We start from the raw sequence: 19,356 nt of genomic DNA on the forward strand, positions 1-19,356 counted from the left end.
GTTTCATGATACAAACCCCGCTTCATGCGGGGTTTTTTATGCGAAAAGTATTCTGGATCGCCAGTAGCTATTATGCCGAGGGGCTACCGTTTTCCCTGGTACAGCAAGTGTCTGTACAATTTTTTACCGCTGCTGGAGCTGGAACTCCTCTGATCGGCTTACTTTCTCTGCTGGGGCTGCCCTGGAACTTCAAGTTGTTCTGGAGCCCACTGATTGATCTCTTCGGCAATAAAAAGCGCTGGATCTTTGTCATGGAACTGATCCTGGCGGGAGTAGCCATGCTGCTCATCTGGCCCGCGCAGACGATGAATCTGTCACTAGCCTTCAAGATTTTCGCGCTCATGGCGGTGATGTCCGCCACCCACGATATGTCCGTCGATGGTTTTTATATCCAGACCTTACCGGAAAGTGAACAGGCCGGATACTCCGGTTTGCGGGTCGCGGCCTACCGGGTAGCCATGTTGGTTGGTAATGGGGCTCTGGTGATCATTGCTGGGTGGATCTCCTGGTTTGCCTGTTTTGCTCTTGCAGCGTTGATGTTGCTCGGTTTGGCATTCTGGCATCGGGCCGTGATGCCGGTTCCGGAAAAAGGCACGACGCCCAAAGGGCAGCGCTGGGAGCAAGTGATCAACTCCGTACGTAGCTATCTTACGCAACCACACATCGTCTGGGCATTACTGTTCATCTTGCTGTTTCGCGCCGGCGACGCCTTTCTTTTCGCCATGGTTACCCCATTTTTGCATAGCTTGGGCTATGGTTTGATCGCACGCGGTGTACTTACTGGCGCCGTGGGAACCATCACTGGAATCGCGGGTTCTATTCTGGGTGGCTTGATTATCGCACGCTGGAGTCTGCAACGAAGTATTTTTATCCTGACCTTCATTCAATCCTTTGCAATTCTTGCCTACGCGTGGCTTGCCTGGGCCAAGCCGGATGTGTTTTCGGTTGCGGCCGTTGCCGCGTTCGAGCAATTCGCCGGGGGTCTGGGTACGGCAGTGCTCATGGTCTTTCTGATGCAACGTTGCCGCAGGGGGTTTGAAGCCACCCATTTCGCGATTGGCTCGGCCTTGATGTCTCTCGCCGCTACCGTAGCGGGCAGTTTCAGCGGCTTCCTGGTGCGAGACCTGGGTTATTTTCACTTTTTCCTGCTGAGTTTTGCTGCCGCGATTCCCAGCCTGTTCTTGGCATTCTTCATGCCGGCAGAGCTGTTTCAGCAGGAACGCAAGCGCTACGAGAAGTTGCAGGTTCCGGTGTAGCGCATTGATCTACCGAAAGTTCAACCTGCGACCTCGCGCTTCTGCCAAGGCATGTAACACACAAGAGACTGAACATCGCGGTCGTCAGCGCCGAACCTTTTCCACTGTTCTAGCTTCACCGGAGCTGCAAGAAGCCTATACAAGATCCCGTTACAAAACGGAAAACGCAAAAGTCGAATTCGTGATTGGTGCTCCCACGCGTCTGCGCGGTGCCGTACTGGGCGCCTGGAATCCGGGTTCACGCTGGCAGTCAGAATATCGCAACCGCAAACGCGATCAACGCTTGTTACGCAAGCTCGGAGGCCAATATTATCAGTCTATGTGGGGTGGTACCGATGCCTGGTGGGAACGACATTTCTGGGTGCCAGGGTTGACCTTTCAGCGCGCCAATCGTCTGGCTTCTGCCATGGAACAGAAAGCATTTCTCTTTCTTAACGGCAAGCACGTTCTGCTGATTTGGTGCTACACTTGAAAAATGCGAGATAAGATGAGAGCGGGGTAGGATCATGGGAAAGTTATTATTGTCTTACGAACTGCGAGAGGCAACCTTGGACGCAGTCGCGGAAACAGAGCAGTCCCATGTATTTCTGGAATATCGGGGGGAGTCTGGGGGTCCGGCTCTGTCCATCTCTGTGGGCACTGGATTATTTCAGCGTCTGGTAGAGCTGCACGCCGGCAAGGATAAGGCTCGTCAGTGGCTGCAAGCGCGGGTGCGGGAGGTGGCGGACCTGTCACCGAGCACTATCGAGCATTACCTGAACTTTGTCATCAAGCAACAACTTTGCGCTTTCCCTGAACAGTATCTCAGCAGCGAGCGGCTGGAGGTCCTACCGTTGTGTGTGTTGCCACAGGGAATGCGCACGGGTTTCTGTGCGCATTGCGCGATGAGTCGAGATAGCCTGATCAATCGGCCTTCGGACCTGGAGCGTATCAGCGCGTAGAGGGGCAACGGGCTGGCGGGAAGCAAGGGATTTCCCGATTCAATGCCCAGTCTCTAATGTCGCATAATCTATATTATGTTAAATCACGCATTCGGCCCTGCGAACCTATCCGAGGCACTTGAAGTGCTGATCCCGCCTGCCCCCTCCATCTCTTCATGCTCACAATGATCCTCAACAACGACTAGCTGCATATTGCGGGTAGCCGAGAAGTTCAAGCATCAGGAGAAGATGAAGTTTTTATATCGTATTTCTTTGAGAGCGGAATTCAATGCTATTTTCCGTGACAAGTTCCTCTTGCCAAAAAAAAGGTTTTGTTCTATAAACCGTTACAGATCGGAAAGAATAACGGGATGAATGCATGCGTAAATTAAAAAACGTCAGTCCATATGCCCGATTCGTGGGCGTACTTTTCGCCGTTTCCTCTCTGGTACTCTCTGGTTGCGCGGAATATGGGGGGGGTGACGGCTGGCAGCCACCGGTTGCGACTCAAGCCCCGGCAACGACTCCGCAAAACAGCTATTCCTATTACGACTCCCATCGCGAAGCGACAGTTTTGGATGCAGTGCTGGTCAATGCCATTGCGCAAATTGGCAAGCCCTATGTATGGGGCGGCGAAAGCCGGCATCATGGATTTGACTGCAGCGGCCTGATTCAATACGTACTGCAAGAGGCGGGAGTAACCGTGCCGCGTACCGCTCGAGCACAGGCCCTCGCCCTTCCGGCGGTTTCTTTCTCCCGCATTCGCAAAGGCGACCTGGTCTTTTTCAACACCATGGGCGCCCCGTATACTCATGTCGGTATTTATATTGGTGGTGACCAATTCGTCAGCGCCCTCAATCGTCATGCCGGGATTACCGTGCAGAGCCTGCATAATCCCTATTGGGCTCAACGTCTGGATGGCGTCAGGCGTCCCATGCCCCCGGAACTTCTTGCCATGCAGTCCCTGAATGACCACGTACTCAATCAATGAAGTTCTGGAAGGCTCTACCGCGGGCCCAAATTCTGAGCGGCGTGTATGGCAATTGATCAACGATAGATCATTTAGGTTTTCAGGAGCGTCATGAGTAGCGTGAACCAAAGATTTATTACCGGCCCCATTCTGCTCGGCTGCACTCTACTCCTCAGCGCTTGTGCCAATCAGGTGACTCCTGTCGCGCACCAGGTCTACCCGCAACAAACGACTCCCGCCATTGCGCCCCAGTCAGTGTCGCCAGCACCGGCCAGTGCACCAGCACAACCTGCTCGAACTCGGCAAATAGATTGCTCGCAGAATCTGTTCTTTCCCGGGTTTCCACAAGAATACCAAGTACAGCTGCGGAATTTCGCCTGCGCCTTACAGATCAAGTATCAGTTGCCCGAGCAGTGGGTCCTGCCTGCTCTCTACAATGCACGCTTCAACCAGCGGGCCCTCGCGCTGATGACCCCACCTCCTCCCTCTGCCACTCCCCCCCAGCCATACCCCTGGTGGCGCTATCGCGATCGCTTCGTGCGCGCCGATCGCCTACAGCGAGGGGTAAATTTTTGGCAGGCGCATCAGAATGTTATTGCGCAGGTTTCCGGAAGATATGGAGTCTCGCCGGAAATCCTCATGGGGATTCTGAATATTGAGACTGGCTTCGGTACGTTCCAGGGAAATTTTCCGGTGCTGGATGCAAACTTGTCTCTAGCCTTAGGACTACCAGCGCGAAGCTCCTTCTTTTTGTACCAAGCGGCCGAGACTATTCGTTTGGCACATCAATTGGGACAGCCTGTGTCTTCCTTGCGGGGATCGGAGGCCGGCGCGATGGGAATGTCGCAGTTCCTTGCGAGTAGCTATCTGAAATATGGAACCGTCTGGGATGATCCTCCCGGCGATGGTTTGCCAGATCTATGGCGCTCGGTACCGGATGTCTTGGCGTCGACTTCCAAATTCTTTCTTGGCCATGGCTGGCAGCCCGGACAGCCGGTTTTGCGCGAAGCCACCGTTCTCAATCCGGCACAGGCGACTGCCTTTCTGCATGGCCGCTATCCCCTGAGGGAAATCGAGCGCGCTGGCATTCGCCCCAATATAGCAACACCGATGCCCGCCAGTACCCAAGTGGGACTGCTGCAGCTGGCCACCGAGCGAGGACCGCGCTTCTTTATTGCCTATCCCAATTTTTACGCCATCATGGGCTACAATCCGAGCATCAACTATTCCGCTACGGTCTGGGCCTATGCACAAGCCCTGCAGGCACGCCTGGGCTGAGACTTCCCTGCTGCCGTGCTACACTCCCGGGAATTCCAACTCCCGGGGTGTTGTTGCGTGACGAAGAAATCGCTTTCTGACGTAGAACTACTCCTGCCGGAGTGGCTGGTCCCGATCGTTCCGGATGGCTTCCTTCCCGCCCATGGGGTAGCGGTTCGGGATGGCAAAATTGTCGCAACGGGTCACCATACTGATTTACGGGAGCGGTTCCCCGAGGCACAGCTTACTCCCCTCCCCGGCCAGGTTTTGTTGCCGGGTTTTGTGAATGTCCATACCCATGCAGCCATGACGCTCTTGCGCGGCCTGGCCGATGACCTACCGTTGATGGTCTGGCTGCGGGAGCACATCTGGCCCGCTGAGGGGCGCTTCGTCGCTCCCGACTTTGTGCGCGTAGGCACACGCTTGGCCATCGCAGAAATGCTGCGCGGGGGCACTACCTGCTTCAACGATATGTATTTTTTCCCGCAGGAGGCAGCAGAAGTCGCGCAGGAGATGGGCATGCGCATGGTACTTGGCCATGTCATCATCGACTTTCCCACGACCTACACGCGCAATGCCGAAGACGCCCTGCGTCTAGCTGCGGAGCACATCGCTATCCTGGGAAATCCTGCGCTGCTGCGCCACAGTATCGCGCCCCATGCACCCTACACGGTGAGTGACGGGCCGCTGCAGGAGGCTGCTGCACTGGCACGGCAACACGGAAGCTTCCTGCACATGCATGTGCATGAAACGGCAGGGGAAGTGCGCGATGCTTTAGCTAGAGACGACCGGCGCCCATTACGTCGCCTGCACGAACTGGGATTGCTGAATGAGCGGTTTCTTGCCGTGCACATGACGCAATTGAATGAAGATGACCTGGCCATCTGTAAGGAGACTGGCTTGCAGATTGCGCACTGCCCGGAGTCCAATCTCAAGCTGGGTTCGGGGATTGCCCCGGTAGCTACTCTCCTGGTGCAGGGTCAGGGAGTTGGCCTGGGTACCGATGGCGCAGCCAGCAACAATGATCTCGACATGCTCGGCGAATTGCGCACGGCAGCCCTGCTGGCCAAAGGACGAGAAGGCGACCCTACCGCTTTACCCGCCAAGCAGGCGCTGTACCTGGCGACCCTGGGCGGGGCGCGGGCCCTGGGTTGGGAAAAGGAGACTGGTAGCCTGGAGGTCGGCAAGGCCGCCGACTGTATCGCAATCAGTCTCGATCATCCTGCCACCAGTCCGGTCTACGACCCTATCTCGCAGCTCGTCTACTGCGCTGGACGCGATCAGGTGCGCAATGTTTGGGTGGCGGGCGTACAGAAAATACAGGATGGCCGGGCGCTGCATTGGGATGATGCCGAACTCGGCCGGGAAGCGCAGGACTGGGCCTTGCGCATTGCACGGGAGAACAGCTGATGAGCAATCTGGATCCAGCGGAGATCGACAAGTTTCAGTCTTTCGCAAATACCTGGTGGGACCCCCAGGGCCCGCTCCACACTTTGCATGAAATCAATCCGCTACGTCTCCAATATATCAACGAAAAAGTATCGGGTGGGCTGCGCGGCAAGCGCGTGCTGGATGTCGGCTGCGGTGCCGGTATCCTGAGCGAATCCATGGCCTGGCAGGGTGCGGAGGTGCTGGGGATCGATCTGGCGGAAGACGCGATTCAGGCGGGAAAGCAACATGCCGTAGAGCGGGGAATCGAGATGCAATATCGCGCAGTCGCCGTGGAAGATCTCGCGGCGGCAGAGCCCGACAGCTACGATGTCGTGACCTGCATGGAGATGCTCGAACACGTCCCTGACCCCGCTTCCATCATTGCCTCCTGCGCGAAATTGGTAAAACCCGGGGGAAGCGTGTTTCTCTCCACTCTCAACCGCAACCCGAAGAGTTATCTCTATGCCATTGTTGGTGCAGAATATCTCTTGGGTCTGTTACCCCGCGGTACCCATGACTATGAAAAATTCTTGCGGCCGAGTGAATTGCTGGACATGATTCGCGCCAGCGGCCTGCGTCTGCGCGATCTCCAGGGCATGCACTATGACCCTTGGCGGCGCGTGGCACGGCTGACGGGCGACGTAAGCGTCAACTATCTCTGTCATTGCCAGAAGCCTGCATGATGCATTGGCAGGCCCTGCTCTTTGATTTGGATGGCACCTTGGTGGACAGTGCGCCGGATCTGGTCGGTGCAGTGCAGGATCTGGCCAGAGAGCGAAATCTGCCAGTACCGGCGTTCGACGCACTCCGTCGGATGGCCTCTCATGGTGCGCCGGGACTGCTCGGGAAGGCATTTGGTATAACTCCCGCCGATCCCGACTATGCCCAGATGCGGCTGGATTTTTTGCGCCTGTATCGCGCCCGCGCGCACCGCGCCAGTGTCCTCTTTCCCGGAATCCTGCAGACTCTGCGGTACCTCTCGGAAAGGCAAATTCCTTGGGCCATCGTCACCAACAAAAGCGAGGAGTTGACCCACGATTTATTGGGCACCCTCGCCCTGCCCTATCCTCCCGCCATCGTGGTTGGTGGCGACACCACCGAGAAACCTAAGCCCTCGCCCCTGCCGGTGCAGTATGCCCTGCGGCATCTTGGAATCGAGCCCGAGGCGACCGTGTTTCTGGGAGATGATCGCCGTGACATCGAAGCCGCCCACGCGGCAGGTTGTCACGCCTGGGCTGCGTCCTGGGGCTATTGGCAGGAGTCCGATCCACCCAGTGCCTGGGGAGCCAATGTGGTGCTGGAAGACGCCGACGCCTTACGCGCCCGCCTTTTGGCGAATTAACTGCACGAGAGAAGCAGACAGAATCAGCGCTGCCCCCGCGATTTCGATAAAGCTCATTGATTGATTTGCCCAAATCCAGGCAGAGACAGCACCCACAATGACCTCGATTGGCATAATCACTGCAGAAATACGGATGGGTAAACGGCTGACCCCATAGATGGTGCTGGCGGTAGCGAAACCGACCCAGAACCAAGCGAAGAGGGGAAGGAAGAGTACTGGCCAGTGGGGCGCGGCTGGCCAAGCCTCATTGACGGCGAAGGCCAAGGCAATAATGGCGCAACCCCACCAGATGGCGACCGCCCGGATGAGGTCAGAGCTGAGACTGGCCCCGCGCAGCACGACGTTACTCAAGGCAAAGGCAAAGCCGCTGCTCACGGCAAAAAACAGCGTGACCAGCCCGGCTGTGCGCAGATCCAGATTTCCCTGCACAACCACCAGTACGGTGCCGGACACCGCGAGCAGCACGGCCAAGGCGCCGCGCCAGCCGATGGCCTCTTTCAGGAAGACGCGGGCGAGCAATACCGCCCAGACCGGCGACAGGTAAAAAAGCAGCAGGACGATGACGACCTGCCCGTGAAATAGGGCCATCATGAACGCCACATTGGTCCAGCCACCAAACAGTGCGAGCCAGAAAAGGCTGCGCCAATCGCCACGACGGACTTTGTGCACGCCACGCCGCCAGGCCAAAAGGCTCCCAGCCGCGGCCAGCAAAAGATAGGTGATGGCGATCAACCACGGCCCACCAAAGCCTTGCGCGGTAAAAAAGTGCAAGGGCCACCAATAGGTGCCCCATAGGCCAGCGCCCAGAATCAGGCTCAAAACCGGCAATAGCTGCGTAGAATGTGCTGAGGAACTCCCGGACACTTGTCAGCGCTGCCTGCTTGGCCCAAACTTTTGCGGATGAATCATGTTCACTCAGATCCCGTGACGCGCTGATGGGGAGGCGATTGTAAAATGAACCCACGACTGTCGTCACTGCAGGCATACCCCTTTGAGCGTCTGCGCGATTTGCTGGCCGGTGTACACCCCCCGGCCCTACCCCTGATCGATTTTTCCATCGGGGAACCGCGGCATCCTGCTCCCGCCCTGGTGGTGGAAAGTATCATCGAACATCTGCATGGCCTTGCGGAGTACCCCAAAGTACTCGGCGCGGACACCTTGCGTGAGGCGATCGCCGCCTGGGCGTCCCGGCGCTTCACCCTGCCCGAGGGCTTCCTCGATCCCGAAAAGCACATTTTGCCTGCCAACGGCAGTCGTGAGGCGTTGTTCAGCGTTGCCCAGGCACTGACGGATAGTGGCTCCGGCAAGGATCTGATTCTGTTACCCAACCCTTTCTATCAGATCTACGAGGGCGCAGCGATCCTCGCGGGGGCGCAACCGTACTATCTCAATTGCGAGGCAAGCGGCCAACCGGACTACCGGGCGGTAGCGCCGGAGATCTGGCAGCGTTGTGCCCTGCTCTATGTGAACAGCCCACACAATCCCACCGGGGCTGCCTTGCAGGCGGAGGATTGGGATTTTCTGGTCGCCACGGCGCGGCAATATGATTTCATTTTGGCGGCGGATGAATGCTACAGCGAGATCTACTTCGATACCCCTCCGGCTGGGGTACTGAGCGCCGCAGCCCGCAGCGGCTCTTTGAGCAAGGTTTTGGCATTTCACAGCCTCTCCAAGCGTTCCAGTATCCCCGGTGCGCGCAGCGGCTTCGTTGCCGGTGACGCAGAGCTGTTGGCGGCTTTCCGGCTCTATCGCACCTACCTGGGTAATGCCATGCCGCCCTTCATCCAGGCCGCGTCGGCGGCGGCCTGGGGCGACGAAAAACATGTCATTGCCATGCGCGAGGACTACGCAGAGAAATTTGCGGCGGCGGCAGAAATCCTGGGTGATCTCCTCCCCGTCGAACGTCCCGATGGTGGCTTTTATCTCTGGTTGCAGGTGGGCGATGGCGAGGCCTTTACCCGCGATCTCTACGCGGTCCAACACGTACGCTGCCTGCCCGGCACCTATCTGGCACGTGCGGCGCATGGGGCCCATCCTGGCGTCGAGCGCGTGCGCATCGCCCTGGTTGGTCCTCTGGACATTTGTCGTGAAGGGCTGATCAGAATCCGTAAGTTTCTCCAAACATTCTCTTGATCCTAAAAGGAAATTATCTAGTGACTGCATTGCAAGAAATCATTGATACGGCCTGGGAACAGCGGGCCGAAATTTCCCCCAAACAGGCCCCTGCAGAGCTGCGCGAGGCGGTGCATCAGGTACTGGAGGGGCTCGACAAGGGCGTGCTGCGCGTGGCCGAAAAGATCGATAGGCAGTGGCACACCCATCAGTGGATCAAGAAAGCGGTGCTGCTCTCCTTTCGCCTGCAAGACAATTTCCGCATGAATGGTGGCGAGACACAGTATTACGACAAAGTGCCAGGCAAGTTCAGCGATTACAACAGCAACGACTTCCGCACTGGCGGATTTCGCGTGGTGCCACCCGCGACCGTGCGCAAAGGGGCATTCATTGGTCGCAATTGCGTGCTCATGCCCTCCTTCGTCAACATCGGCGCCTATGTCGATGAGGGTACGATGGTCGACACCTGGGCGACGGTGGGTTCCTGCGCGCAGATCGGTAAGAATGTGCATCTCTCCGGTGGCGTCGGCATCGGCGGCGTGCTCGAGCCACTCCAGGCCAACCCTACCATCATCGAAGACAACTGCTTCATCGGCGCCCGCTCCGAAGTGGTGGAAGGAGTGATCGTCGAGGAAGGCTCGGTGATTTCCATGGGGGTATTTTTGGGGGCCAGCACGCGGATCTTCGACCGCAGCACCGGCGAGATCAGCTATGGCCGGGTGCCCGCCGGTTCGGTGGTGGTGTCCGGCAATCTGCCCGCCAAGGACGGCAGTTACAGTCTCTATTGCGCCGTAATTGTGAAAAAGGTCGATGCCAAAACCTTGAGTAAGGTCGGCATCAACGAAATTCTGCGCGATCTCTGATGCGCGTTCTCGACTACAGCAAGGAACTGATTGCCCGTCAGTCGGTAACACCTGCGGATGCGGGCTGTCAGGAGTGGATGATCGAAAAGCTTGCGGCGCTCGGATTTACCATCGAGCGCATGCCTGCCGGCGGCGTGGAGAACTTCTGGGCCGTACACGGTTCAGAGGGCCCCGTGTTCTGCTTTGCCGGACACACCGATGTCGTCCCGACCGGGCCGCTCGATGCCTGGCATAGCGATCCCTTCGTGCCGATCATTCGCGATGGGAATCTGTATGGCCGGGGGGCTGCCGACATGAAAGGAAGTCTCGCGGCAATGCTGGTGGCTACCGAGGATTTTCTGCGCGAGTCTCCCGATCATTCAGGCCGCATTGCTTTTCTGATCACCTCCGATGAGGAGGGCGTCGCTACCCATGGTACCCGCCACGTGGTCGAGCAACTCCACTGCCGTGGTGAACGGATCGACTACTGCCTGGTCGGCGAGCCTTCTTCGGAAGAAAGCCTGGCCGATGTGGTCAAGAATGGCCGCCGTGGTTCCCTCAATGGCACCCTCCGCATCCTCGGTGTGCAGGGCCATGTGGCCTACCCGGAGAAGGCGGACAACCCTATTCATCGGGTCTTGCCAGCCCTCCAGGAACTTGTCGGACGTGAATGGGATGCCGGCAGCCCTGACTTCCCCCCCACGCGCCTGCAGATCTCGAATATCCACGCTGGCACCGGCGCTACCAATGTCATTCCCGGTGTGCTCGAGCTGCAATTCAATTTTCGCTTTTCGCCAGCATCCAGCGTGGAGGACCTGCAGGCAGCCGTACAGGAAATTCTGGATCGTAAGCAGCTGCGCTACGAGCTGGACTGGCAGTTCTCCGGGCCACCGTTTTATACCGCGCCCGGCAAGTTATTGGATGCGGTGCAAACGGGCATCACCGAGATCATGGGACGGCCGGCAAAGCTGTCCACTGGGGGTGGCACCTCCGATGGCCGCTTCATTGCCCTGCTGGGCGGTGAGGTGGTGGAGCTTGGTCCCTGCAATGCGAGTATCCATAAGATTGACGAGCATGTGGCCCTGGCCGACCTGGAGCGCCTGCCGCAGGTTTACCTTGCTTCCCTCCGCGCCCTGTTCGCTTCGGGAGGGGTATAGTGATCGTGTTGCGCCTGGCGACAGCGCTTCTGCTGGTTTATGTGCCCGTTGCCATGGCCGCTACTCCAGTCCTGCAAAGCGCTTGTCAATTGGCCGACTCCCGTGCCACTCCCCACCCCCCACTTCGTGGTATGGCGACCTGGCTTGCTTGGCAGGACAACGGATCGGGAATGCAAAGCAGCCCGGAGAAAGAGCTGACAGCTGCCAGCAGCGTGCTTCCTTCGCCATCCTGCGCGCTGGTCGAAAATCTTACCAATCATCGTCGCGTAGCGGTTCTGATCGACCAAAAGAGCCCCCCTGGCAGTTTTGGCTTGCTACAACTGGGATCTGGCGCAGCTCGGGCATTGGATATTTTCGCTACGACTCCGATTGCGGTGGCGGGCTTGGCTGCTGCCGCCGCGGATGCCGCGGCACCAACGATGGCGGCGACCTCCGACCAGCATTATCTTTGGTCTGCGGCATATTCCAGCATCTATTTGGCGCAAGTGGCGTGGGAAAAGACGCAGCGTGCCGGTATCGCGAAAGTACAGATCGCGCCCGGTATTGATCATGGATCTTGGGCCTATCGTTTGCGCTTGGGTCCCCTACCCAACGGCCTTTCCCCAAGCATTCTGGCGCAGACCCTGCGCCATGCAGGATTTCCATTTCATACACCAGAAAATGAGTAAGATGCAAAATTGGCCTAATTTATTTATCGTCGGTGCGGTAAAAAGTGGGACCACTTCTCTTTGGGCGTATCTCAAGCAACATCCTGAGATCTATTTTCCGGAAATGAAAGAGCCGCATTATTTCACGCACCCGCATCCGGCCCCGGAACAACGTCATTGTATCCGTTATATTGACTCCGAAGAGCAGTATCTTCGACTGTATCAGGACTCGGGCCAAGTGACGTATCGGGGCGATGCCAGCCCCTCCTACCTGTGGTCGGAAGTCGCTGCGCAGGAAATCGCGCAATGTTGTCCAGACAGCAAGATCATCATCATCCTGCGCGATCCGGTACAGCGGGCCTATGCGCAATATCTGATGGACTTCAATGAGGGCGTTACCGATCTCGATTTTTACAGCGCCTTGCAACGGGACTGGACGCGTCCGGACAAAGGTTGGGGCGTATCCCAGTTATACGTCGAGCTGGGTTTGTATCATGATCAGATTCAGCGCTACTTTTCGCTGTTTGGTCGAAATCAGGTGAGAGTGCTTCTATTGGAGGATCTGCAACGCAAACCGCTACAGGTTCTCCATGATCTGGCAGAATTTCTGCAAGTTTCTCCCCTGCCGTTTCAACGCATCGATTTCCGTAGGGCGCACAACCACTACGCACGCCCCCGCGGCAACTGGGCGCGGCGACTGGCTGGAAATCCCATTAGCCGGACCATTGGCGAATATTTTTTTCCGCAACGCTGGGGGGAGTATATCTGGCGCAATCTTTTCCTGCGGAAGGAAAAAAAGCCCGCCATCGATCCGCAAGCTCGGGACTGGTTGATTGAGCGCTTCCAGCCGGAAATGGCGCGGCTCGAAGGATTGCTGCAACGGCCTCTTCCAGAGCTGCGACGCAGTTGGCCAGAGGCTGAACTTCACCATGCGGCGGGCCATCCACTGTCGACGGAATCGTCCTTGCGGTAGCCAGGGATGGGGTCTATCTTCAAAGGAGCATATCCGTTTTGGAGGGGCCTGCCGTGGAATACATCCGCTTCTTTGCCGAAATCGGGATCGATGACATTGCTTTGGTGGGCGGCAAAAACGCCTCGCTCGGGGAAATGTATCGGGCGCTGCGCCCGCTGGGGGTGCGGGTACCCAACGGCTTTGCCGTTACCGCTCACGCCTATCGGGATCTGCTCGATCGCCACCAGGCCTGGCCCAAACTCCATGCAATTCTCGACGGCTTGCAGCCGCATCAGGTCGAGGATCTTGCGCGGCGTGGCAAGGCAGCGCGGGAGCTGATTTACAGTCTGGAATTGCCGAAGCAACTGCAAGAAGAGATTCTCGCCGCCTACGCCCGCCTGCGGGAGGAATATGGCGAAAATCTCTCGCTCGCCATCCGCTCTTCGGCCACCGCCGAAGATCTGCCCACCGCGAGTTTTGCAGGGCAGCAGGATACCTATCTCAATATCAGTGGGGAAGCGGATTTGCTCGATGCCTGTCGGCGTTGTTTTGCCAGCCTCTTCACCGATCGCGCCATTCACTACCGCATGGACGAGGGCTTCGATCATTTCCATGTCGCCCTTTCCATTGGCATCATGAAGATGGTGCGTTCTGATCTTGCCAGCAGCGGTGTGATGTTCTCACTGGATACAGAAACCGGTTTTCGCGACGTCATTTTCATCACATCTTCCTATGGACTGGGGGAGAACGTCGTGCAGGGTGCGGTCAATCCCGACGAATTTTATGTGTTCAAGTCCGGCTTTCGACGGGGAAAGCGTGCGGTCTTGCGACGCGTTCTCGGCAGTAAAAAGCTGAAGATGGTCTACGCCGCCGGCAGTACCCATCATGGCGTGCGCAACCTTGCCACCACGGCTGCCGAACAACAGCGCTTTTCCCTTGCGGACGAAGACGTGCTCACCCTCTCCGGCTATGCCATCCAGATTGAAGAACACTACAGCAAGGCGATTGGCGAAGAACGGCCGATGGATATGGAGTGGGCCAAGGATGGCGAAGACGGCCAACTATACATCGTGCAGGCCCGGCCGGAGACCGTCGCCTCGCAGCGCAAGGGTACTGTGTTGCAGGAGTATTATCTGCGCGAGAGGGGTGCCATACTCGTCAGCGGCCGTGCAGTAGGGAGCAAAATCGCTACGGGTCGGGCGCGACACATCGCTACGTTGGAGGAACTGCATTTCTTCCAGCCAGGAGAGATCCTGATCGCCGACAATACCACTCCCGATTGGGAGCCGGTGATGAAGCTAGCTGCGGGTATCGTTACCGAGCGTGGTGGCCGCACCTGTCATGCCGCCATTATTGCCCGGGAATTGGGCATTCCGGCGGTGGTAGGGGCAGAGGGAGCCATGAGCCGGATCCCGGATGGGCAAGCAGCGACCCTCTCCTGCGCCGAGGGGGAGGTAGGCAACGTGTACGCCGGCACTCTGCGTTTTGAGGTGGTAGAGACTGATCTTTCTGGGTTGGCACGGCCGAAAACGGAAATCATGATGAATCTGGGCGATCCGGAGCTGGCCTTCCAGTTGCAAGCCTTGCCCAATGATGGCGTCGGACTGGCGCGCATGGAATTCATCATTGCCAATGCCATCAAGATCCATCCATTGGCCCTGTTACATCCCGAACGGATCAGCGACGCGAAGGTGCGCCACGAGATCAAGCGACGGACCGCAGGGTACTCGAGCCCGGAAGAATATTTCGTGCAACGTCTGTCCGAGGGGGTCGGGACCATTGCCGCTGCCTTTTATCCGAAACCCGTGGTGCTGCGTAGCTCGGACTTCAAGAGCAACGAGTATGCCGCGTTGATCGGGGGTACGGATTTTGAGCCCGAAGAAGCCAATCCCATGTTGGGTTTTCGCGGTGCCTCGCGTTACGCCCATCCCAATTATGAAGAGGGATTTCGCCTGGAATGTCGCGCGATTCGGCGCGTACGGGAGGAAATGGGGCTGGACAATGTCATTGTCATGCTGCCTTTCGTCCGCCGGATAGAGGAAGCCGACGCAGTGTTGGCGAAGATGGCCGAATTTGGCCTGCGTAGGGGCGAAAACGATTTGCAAGTCTACGCCATGTGTGAAGTGCCCAGCAACGTCTTGCTGATCGATGAGTTTGCCAAGCGCTTCGATGGCTTTTCCATCGGCAGCAACGACCTAACCCAGCTTGCGCTAGGGGTTGATCGCGACTCCGCCATCGTTGCCTTCGACTATGACGAGCGCGATCCCGCGGTAAAGGTGCTCATCCAACAGGCCGTAGAGGGCTGCCGGCGTAACCACATCCACTCCGGTCTCTGTGGCCAGGCGCCCTCGGATTATCCGGAAATGGCGGAATTTCTGGTACGACTGGGTATTGATTCCATCAGCCTCAATCCTGATACCATTCTCTCCACTACCCGCCAGGTGCTGGAGCTGGAGAAATCCCTGCATAGCTAACGTCGATTTTTTTCCTGGATGAGGAGTGTGGCATGCCCGATAAGAAAGTTCTGCTGGTGATTTTTGATGGCTTTGGGCTTAACCCCAGTCGAGCCTTCAATGGTTGGGCGCAGGCGCGGACTCCACATCTCGATCATTACTTTGCCAGCAACCCGCATAGTGCCCTGCAAGCCTCCGGGCGGGCGGTGGGCTTACCGGATGGGCAGTTCGGCAATTCTGAGGTCGGTCATCTGACTCTGGGATCAGGGCGCATTCTCAAACAGGACTTGCTGCGCATTGCCGATGCCATTGCCGATGGGAGCCTGGAACGCTTACCCAACTGGCAGAAAATGCTGCAGAAAGACAAACGCATCCATCTGATTGGTATGGTCTCCGATGGCGGCGTGCATTCGCATATCGAGCATCTCCTGGGATTGCTGCCCCTTCTGGTACAGGCCGGCATGGAACCGGTCGTGCATTTCATCAGCGATGGTCGGGATACGCCGCCGCGCAGCGCCGATCGCTATGTGCAGCGTCTGCAGGAGGCCTTGCAGCAGCTCGGCACCGGCCATATCGCTACGCTCTCGGGCCGTTACTACGCCATGGACCGTGCCCAGCATTGGAAGCGTACAGAAAAGGCTTGGCGAGCCATGCTGCTTGGCGAGGGGCAATCGACAGAGGATGCCCTGAGCGCCGTACAGGCGGGCTGGCAACGGGATGACGGGGATGAGTTTATTCAGCCTACGGTGATTGGTGATCCGCGAAGGGCGCGCATCGCCGCCGACGAGCCGGTACTTTTCTTCAATTTCCGCTCCGATCGCATGCGCCAGCTCTGCGCCGCCATCGCCCTTCCCAATTTTGCCGAGTTCGATCGCGGCAGTGAAAGCGCGCGTGTCAGTACCTGCATGACCGCCTATGACGAGAACTTTGCCCTACCAGTGCTTTTTCCGACGGAAATCCCCGCGCAGGTATTGGCAGAGGTCCTTGCCAATGCCGGCTTGGCACAGTTCCACTGTGCGGAAACCGAAAAGTACGCGCACGTGACCTATTTCTTCAATGGTGGTCGCGAACAAGCTTTTGCTGGGGAAGAGCGCACGATTATCCCCTCCCCTGCCGTTGCCACCTACGATCTGCAACCCGAGATGAGTGCGCCGGCAGTGGCGGATCGCGTCATTGGCGCACTGCGCGCGGACAAGTATGCGTTTGTGCTGGTCAATTTTGCCAATGGCGACATGGTTGGCCACACCGCCAAGATCCCTGCCATCCTGCGCGCCGTCGAGACCCTCGATCTGCAATTTCATCGTATTGTACAGGTGGCTCTGGCGCACGGGTATCGGGTCATTCTCAGCGCCGATCATGGTAATTGCGACGAAATGGTCGACCCCGTCAGTGGCGAACCGCACACCCAGCATACCGTCTACCCGGTGCCCTTTTTGTTGCTGGGAGAGCCCGGAGCGCGCCTCGGAATTGGTGCCGGTTTGGCCGACGTCGCGCCCACCGTACTGGATCTTTTGGGAGTGGAGAAACCGCAAGAAATGACGGGGCGCAGCCTGCTCCTGCACTCCGAGCTGTAATAAGTGACTTGCTCATTTCCAGCAGACTGTCTACGCTAAATTCCGAGATCCAGATCGGAATTACCAACCTTCAGGGAGGTCGTCATGCCGGAAATGCAGGATCGCATCACGCAGATTGAAGAGCTCACCCACCGTCTCAAGGAACAATATCCTTCAGAAATCAATAGCTTTCTTTCTTTCATGGGAAAAGCAGAGGGGAGTCCCGCGCTGAGCAAAGCGCAAAAGGAACTTATCAATGTGGGCTTGGCCGTTGCGGCACAATGCGAGTGGTGTATCGCCTTGCATGTGCATGGCGCCGTCAAAGCGGGCGCAAGCCGCGATGAGATCATGAGTGCCGCTTTCCAGGCAGTGCTCATGCATGGTGGTCCGGCCCTGATGTATCTGGTGCCGCTTAGCAAAGCCCTCGACGAGTTTCTGCCGGAGGTGGACCATGCATAGCGTCGATCCCGTTTTTTTACTGCGCCAGATGCTGCGCGCTCGCGCCCTGGAAGAGACCGCGGCTCAGGAGTACGCCGCCGGCAGAATCGCCGGTTTTTTACACCTATACCCCGGGGAAGAGGCTGTGGCAGCTGGGGTGCTTAGTTGCGCCGAACCCGGCGACTACATCGTCAGCACCTACCGCGAACACGTACACGCCCTCCTGCGTGGCATTCCGGCGGTGGCCATTTTTGCGGAACTTCTCGGCAAAAAGACCGGGGTAAGCGGGGGAATGGGCGGTTCCATGCATCTTTTCGATGCGCAAAGGCGCTTTCTGGGGGGTTACGCCATCGTCGGGGAGACCTTTCCCATTGCCCTGGGGGCTGGCTATGCCGTCGCCTATCGCCAGCTACCCGAAGCCATCATTTGCTTCTTTGGCGACGGCGCGGTGAATCAGGGAACCTTCCATGAATCCCTGAACATGGCCGCCCTATGGCGTCTGCCCATCCTTTTTGTCTGCGAAAACAATCACTATCAGATCGGTACGGAAATCCATCGCCACTCCGCCGTGGTCGAGGTCTATCGCCGCGCCTGCGCCTACAATATTCCCGCCGAGCGGATCAATGGCATGGACGTCCTGGCGGTGCAGCAGGCGAGCGAGCAGGCCCTGGCACGCATTCGTGCCGGTGATGGCCCCCAGTTTCTCGAGTTCGAGACCTACCGCTACCGCGGCCATTCCATGGCCGATCCAGGCGCCTATCGTCCGGCCAGCGAGGTACAGGCCTACCAACGCCAGGATCCCATCAAAGATGTAATGGATGCCTCCCCTTATAGGATCGGCAGCGGGGAGCTCCACGAGTAGGCAGGGAGCCCTCGCTTGAACCGAACGGCATCAAAGTGCCAAGGTGGAAGTTCATCCACAAATGGGTCAAGGAGGACTCACGATGCAGAATACAATTTATGGGCTGGATTTGGCAAAACGGGTGATGCAGTTGCACTGGGTAGATTGGGAGACGGGCGAGATTCATCGCAAGCAAGTGCGACGTGGCAAATTGCTCGAGTTCTTTGTGAACCGCGAGCCCGGCATTGTCGCCATGGAAGCTTGTGGTAGTGCCCACTACTGGGCGCGGGAACTGGGCAAGCTAGGGCACGAGGTGCGCTTGATCGCGGCGCAGTTTGTGCGCCCTTTCGTCAAGACCAACAAGACCGATGCGGCAGACGCAGCGGCGATCTGGGAAACTGTTCAGCGTCCTGGTATGCGCTTTGTCGCCGTCAAAAGCGAGGAGCAGCAGTCCGTTCTGGCCTTGCATCGCATGCGGGAACAGTTGGTCAAGATCCGGACCATGCAGGTGAATGAGATTCGGGGGCTGCTCTATGAATTTGGTATAGATCTTCCCCAAGGCCGCGAGAAAGGTCTCAAGGAGATCCCCGATGCTCTCTCGACGTTGGAGGACAGGCTATCGGCCGTGGCACTAGAGACCTTCCGGCGTCAGATCCAGCGGCTGGCAGAATTCGACAAAGACATAGCCGATATAGAGAAACGGCTGAGGCTATGGAAAAAGGACCAGGAAGCGGTGGCCCGTTTGATGGCGATCCCTGGCGTGGGGCTACTCACTGCCACAGCTATCGTGGCTACAGTAGGGGATATGAAGTCCTTTCGCTCTGGCCGGGAGTTCGCGTCGTTCTTGGGGTTGGTTCCACGGCAGACCGGTACTGGCGGGAAGATTCGCCTGTTGGGTATCAGCAAGCGCGGAGATACCTATCTCCGAACCCTATTGGCCCATGGGGCGCGAGCCGTGGTGAATTGCCAGACCAGGGATCGAAATCCCTGGATCGACAAATTACGCTGTCGGCGGCCCCACAATGTGGTCGTCGTAGCACAAGCCAATAAAATGGCTCGAACGATCTGGGCGTTGCTGGCCAAAAACCGCCAGTATGACCCGAATTACAAGCCAATAGCGGTAGCCGTCGCATGATTACAGGACGATAGTCGAATAGCATGTTTATAGTTTCACAGTTGCGCAGG

General features: G+C 57.7%; 19 protein-coding genes. 18 read left to right on the forward strand and 1 reads right to left on the reverse strand.

What is annotated here, in order from left to right:
- Positions 1–38: 38 nt before the first annotated feature.
- The 8 genes from MQE22_RS06715 to MQE22_RS06750 all read left to right on the forward strand — a co-directional run bounded on the left by MQE22_RS06715 (position 39) and on the right by MQE22_RS06750 (position 7,176).
- Positions 39–1,256 carry an MFS transporter gene (locus MQE22_RS06715; protein ID WP_215871174.1) on the forward strand — a complete coding sequence of 406 codons (1,218 nt, stop codon included), beginning with the start codon at positions 39–41 and terminating at the stop codon, positions 1,254–1,256.
- 181 nt (positions 1,257–1,437) lie between these two features.
- On the forward strand, positions 1,438–1,728 hold the full coding sequence (locus tag MQE22_RS06720; protein WP_215871173.1) for a DUF3293 domain-containing protein: 291 nt from the start codon (positions 1,438–1,440) through the stop codon (positions 1,726–1,728).
- Positions 1,729–1,762: 34 nt separating this feature from the next.
- The gene (locus tag MQE22_RS06725; RefSeq protein ID WP_215871172.1) at positions 1,763–2,197 is read left to right on the forward strand and encodes a hypothetical protein; all 435 of its coding nucleotides are present in this window, start codon (positions 1,763–1,765) and stop codon (positions 2,195–2,197) included.
- A 358-nt stretch (positions 2,198–2,555) separates the two neighbouring features.
- On the forward strand, positions 2,556–3,167 hold the full coding sequence (locus MQE22_RS06730; protein ID WP_215871171.1) for a C40 family peptidase: 612 nt from the start codon (positions 2,556–2,558) through the stop codon (positions 3,165–3,167).
- Positions 3,168–3,257: 90 nt separating this feature from the next.
- Positions 3,258–4,424, forward strand: coding sequence for a lytic murein transglycosylase (locus MQE22_RS06735; protein WP_215871170.1), 1,167 nt, complete (start codon positions 3,258–3,260; stop codon positions 4,422–4,424).
- Between the two features lie 57 nt (positions 4,425–4,481).
- On the forward strand, positions 4,482–5,813 hold the full coding sequence (locus MQE22_RS06740) for a TRZ/ATZ family hydrolase (protein WP_215871169.1): 1,332 nt from the start codon (positions 4,482–4,484) through the stop codon (positions 5,811–5,813).
- Positions 5,813–6,517: a bifunctional 2-polyprenyl-6-hydroxyphenol methylase/3-demethylubiquinol 3-O-methyltransferase UbiG gene (gene ubiG, locus MQE22_RS06745; RefSeq protein ID WP_215871168.1), complete on the forward strand. Its 705-nt coding sequence runs from the start codon at positions 5,813–5,815 to the stop codon at positions 6,515–6,517. The genes MQE22_RS06740 and ubiG overlap by 1 nt, the downstream gene beginning before the upstream one ends.
- On the forward strand, positions 6,514–7,176 hold the full coding sequence (locus tag MQE22_RS06750; RefSeq protein WP_215871167.1) for an HAD family hydrolase: 663 nt from the start codon (positions 6,514–6,516) through the stop codon (positions 7,174–7,176). The genes ubiG and MQE22_RS06750 overlap by 4 nt, the downstream gene beginning before the upstream one ends.
- Here MQE22_RS06750 and MQE22_RS06755 read toward each other — a convergent pair.
- Entirely contained in the window at positions 7,150–8,040 is an 891-nt protein-coding gene (locus MQE22_RS06755; RefSeq protein ID WP_215871166.1) for a DMT family transporter, read from the reverse strand. The genes MQE22_RS06750 and MQE22_RS06755 overlap by 27 nt on opposite strands.
- Before the next feature lie 90 nt (positions 8,041–8,130).
- Here MQE22_RS06755 and dapC point away from each other — a divergent pair, with 90 nt between their 5' ends.
- The 10 genes from dapC to MQE22_RS06805 all read left to right on the forward strand — a co-directional run bounded on the left by dapC (position 8,131) and on the right by MQE22_RS06805 (position 19,306).
- On the forward strand, positions 8,131–9,309 hold the full coding sequence (gene dapC / locus MQE22_RS06760; protein WP_215871165.1) for a succinyldiaminopimelate transaminase: 1,179 nt from the start codon (positions 8,131–8,133) through the stop codon (positions 9,307–9,309).
- A gap of 20 nt (positions 9,310–9,329) precedes the next feature.
- Complete coding sequence (gene dapD, locus MQE22_RS06765; protein WP_215871164.1) at positions 9,330–10,151, forward strand: 2,3,4,5-tetrahydropyridine-2,6-dicarboxylate N-succinyltransferase; 822 nt, start codon at positions 9,330–9,332, stop codon at positions 10,149–10,151.
- A complete protein-coding gene (gene dapE, locus MQE22_RS06770) occupies positions 10,151–11,287 on the forward strand; it encodes a succinyl-diaminopimelate desuccinylase (RefSeq protein ID WP_215871163.1) in 1,137 nt (378 codons plus the stop codon). Before dapD ends, dapE begins: the two co-directional genes overlap by 1 nt.
- The gene (locus MQE22_RS06775) at positions 11,287–11,955 is read left to right on the forward strand and encodes a septal ring lytic transglycosylase RlpA family protein (protein WP_215871162.1); all 669 of its coding nucleotides are present in this window, start codon (positions 11,287–11,289) and stop codon (positions 11,953–11,955) included. The genes dapE and MQE22_RS06775 overlap by 1 nt, the downstream gene beginning before the upstream one ends.
- Position 11,956: 1 nt before the next feature.
- Complete coding sequence (locus MQE22_RS06780; RefSeq protein WP_215871188.1) at positions 11,957–12,907, forward strand: sulfotransferase family protein; 951 nt, start codon at positions 11,957–11,959, stop codon at positions 12,905–12,907.
- 53 nt (positions 12,908–12,960) lie between these two features.
- On the forward strand, positions 12,961–15,360 hold the full coding sequence (ppsA, locus tag MQE22_RS06785; protein WP_255790271.1) for a phosphoenolpyruvate synthase: 2,400 nt from the start codon (positions 12,961–12,963) through the stop codon (positions 15,358–15,360).
- 32 nt (positions 15,361–15,392) lie between these two features.
- On the forward strand, positions 15,393–16,913 hold the full coding sequence (gene gpmI / locus MQE22_RS06790) for a 2,3-bisphosphoglycerate-independent phosphoglycerate mutase (RefSeq protein ID WP_215871160.1): 1,521 nt from the start codon (positions 15,393–15,395) through the stop codon (positions 16,911–16,913).
- Between the two features lie 84 nt (positions 16,914–16,997).
- A complete protein-coding gene (locus tag MQE22_RS06795) occupies positions 16,998–17,351 on the forward strand; it encodes a carboxymuconolactone decarboxylase family protein (protein ID WP_215871159.1) in 354 nt (117 codons plus the stop codon).
- Positions 17,344–18,192 (forward strand): thiamine pyrophosphate-dependent enzyme, encoded by an 849-nt coding sequence (locus MQE22_RS06800; protein WP_255789395.1) that lies wholly within the window; start codon positions 17,344–17,346, stop codon positions 18,190–18,192. Before MQE22_RS06795 ends, MQE22_RS06800 begins: the two co-directional genes overlap by 8 nt.
- 82 nt (positions 18,193–18,274) lie before the next feature.
- Positions 18,275–19,306: an IS110 family RNA-guided transposase gene (locus MQE22_RS06805; RefSeq protein WP_255789396.1), complete on the forward strand. Its 1,032-nt coding sequence runs from the start codon at positions 18,275–18,277 to the stop codon at positions 19,304–19,306.
- The last annotated feature ends 50 nt before the right edge of the window (positions 19,307–19,356 follow it).

Source organism: Acidithiobacillus sp. YTS05, from assembly GCF_024396695.1.
GTDB classification, from domain to species: domain Bacteria; phylum Pseudomonadota; class Gammaproteobacteria; order Acidithiobacillales; family Acidithiobacillaceae; genus Igneacidithiobacillus; species Igneacidithiobacillus copahuensis.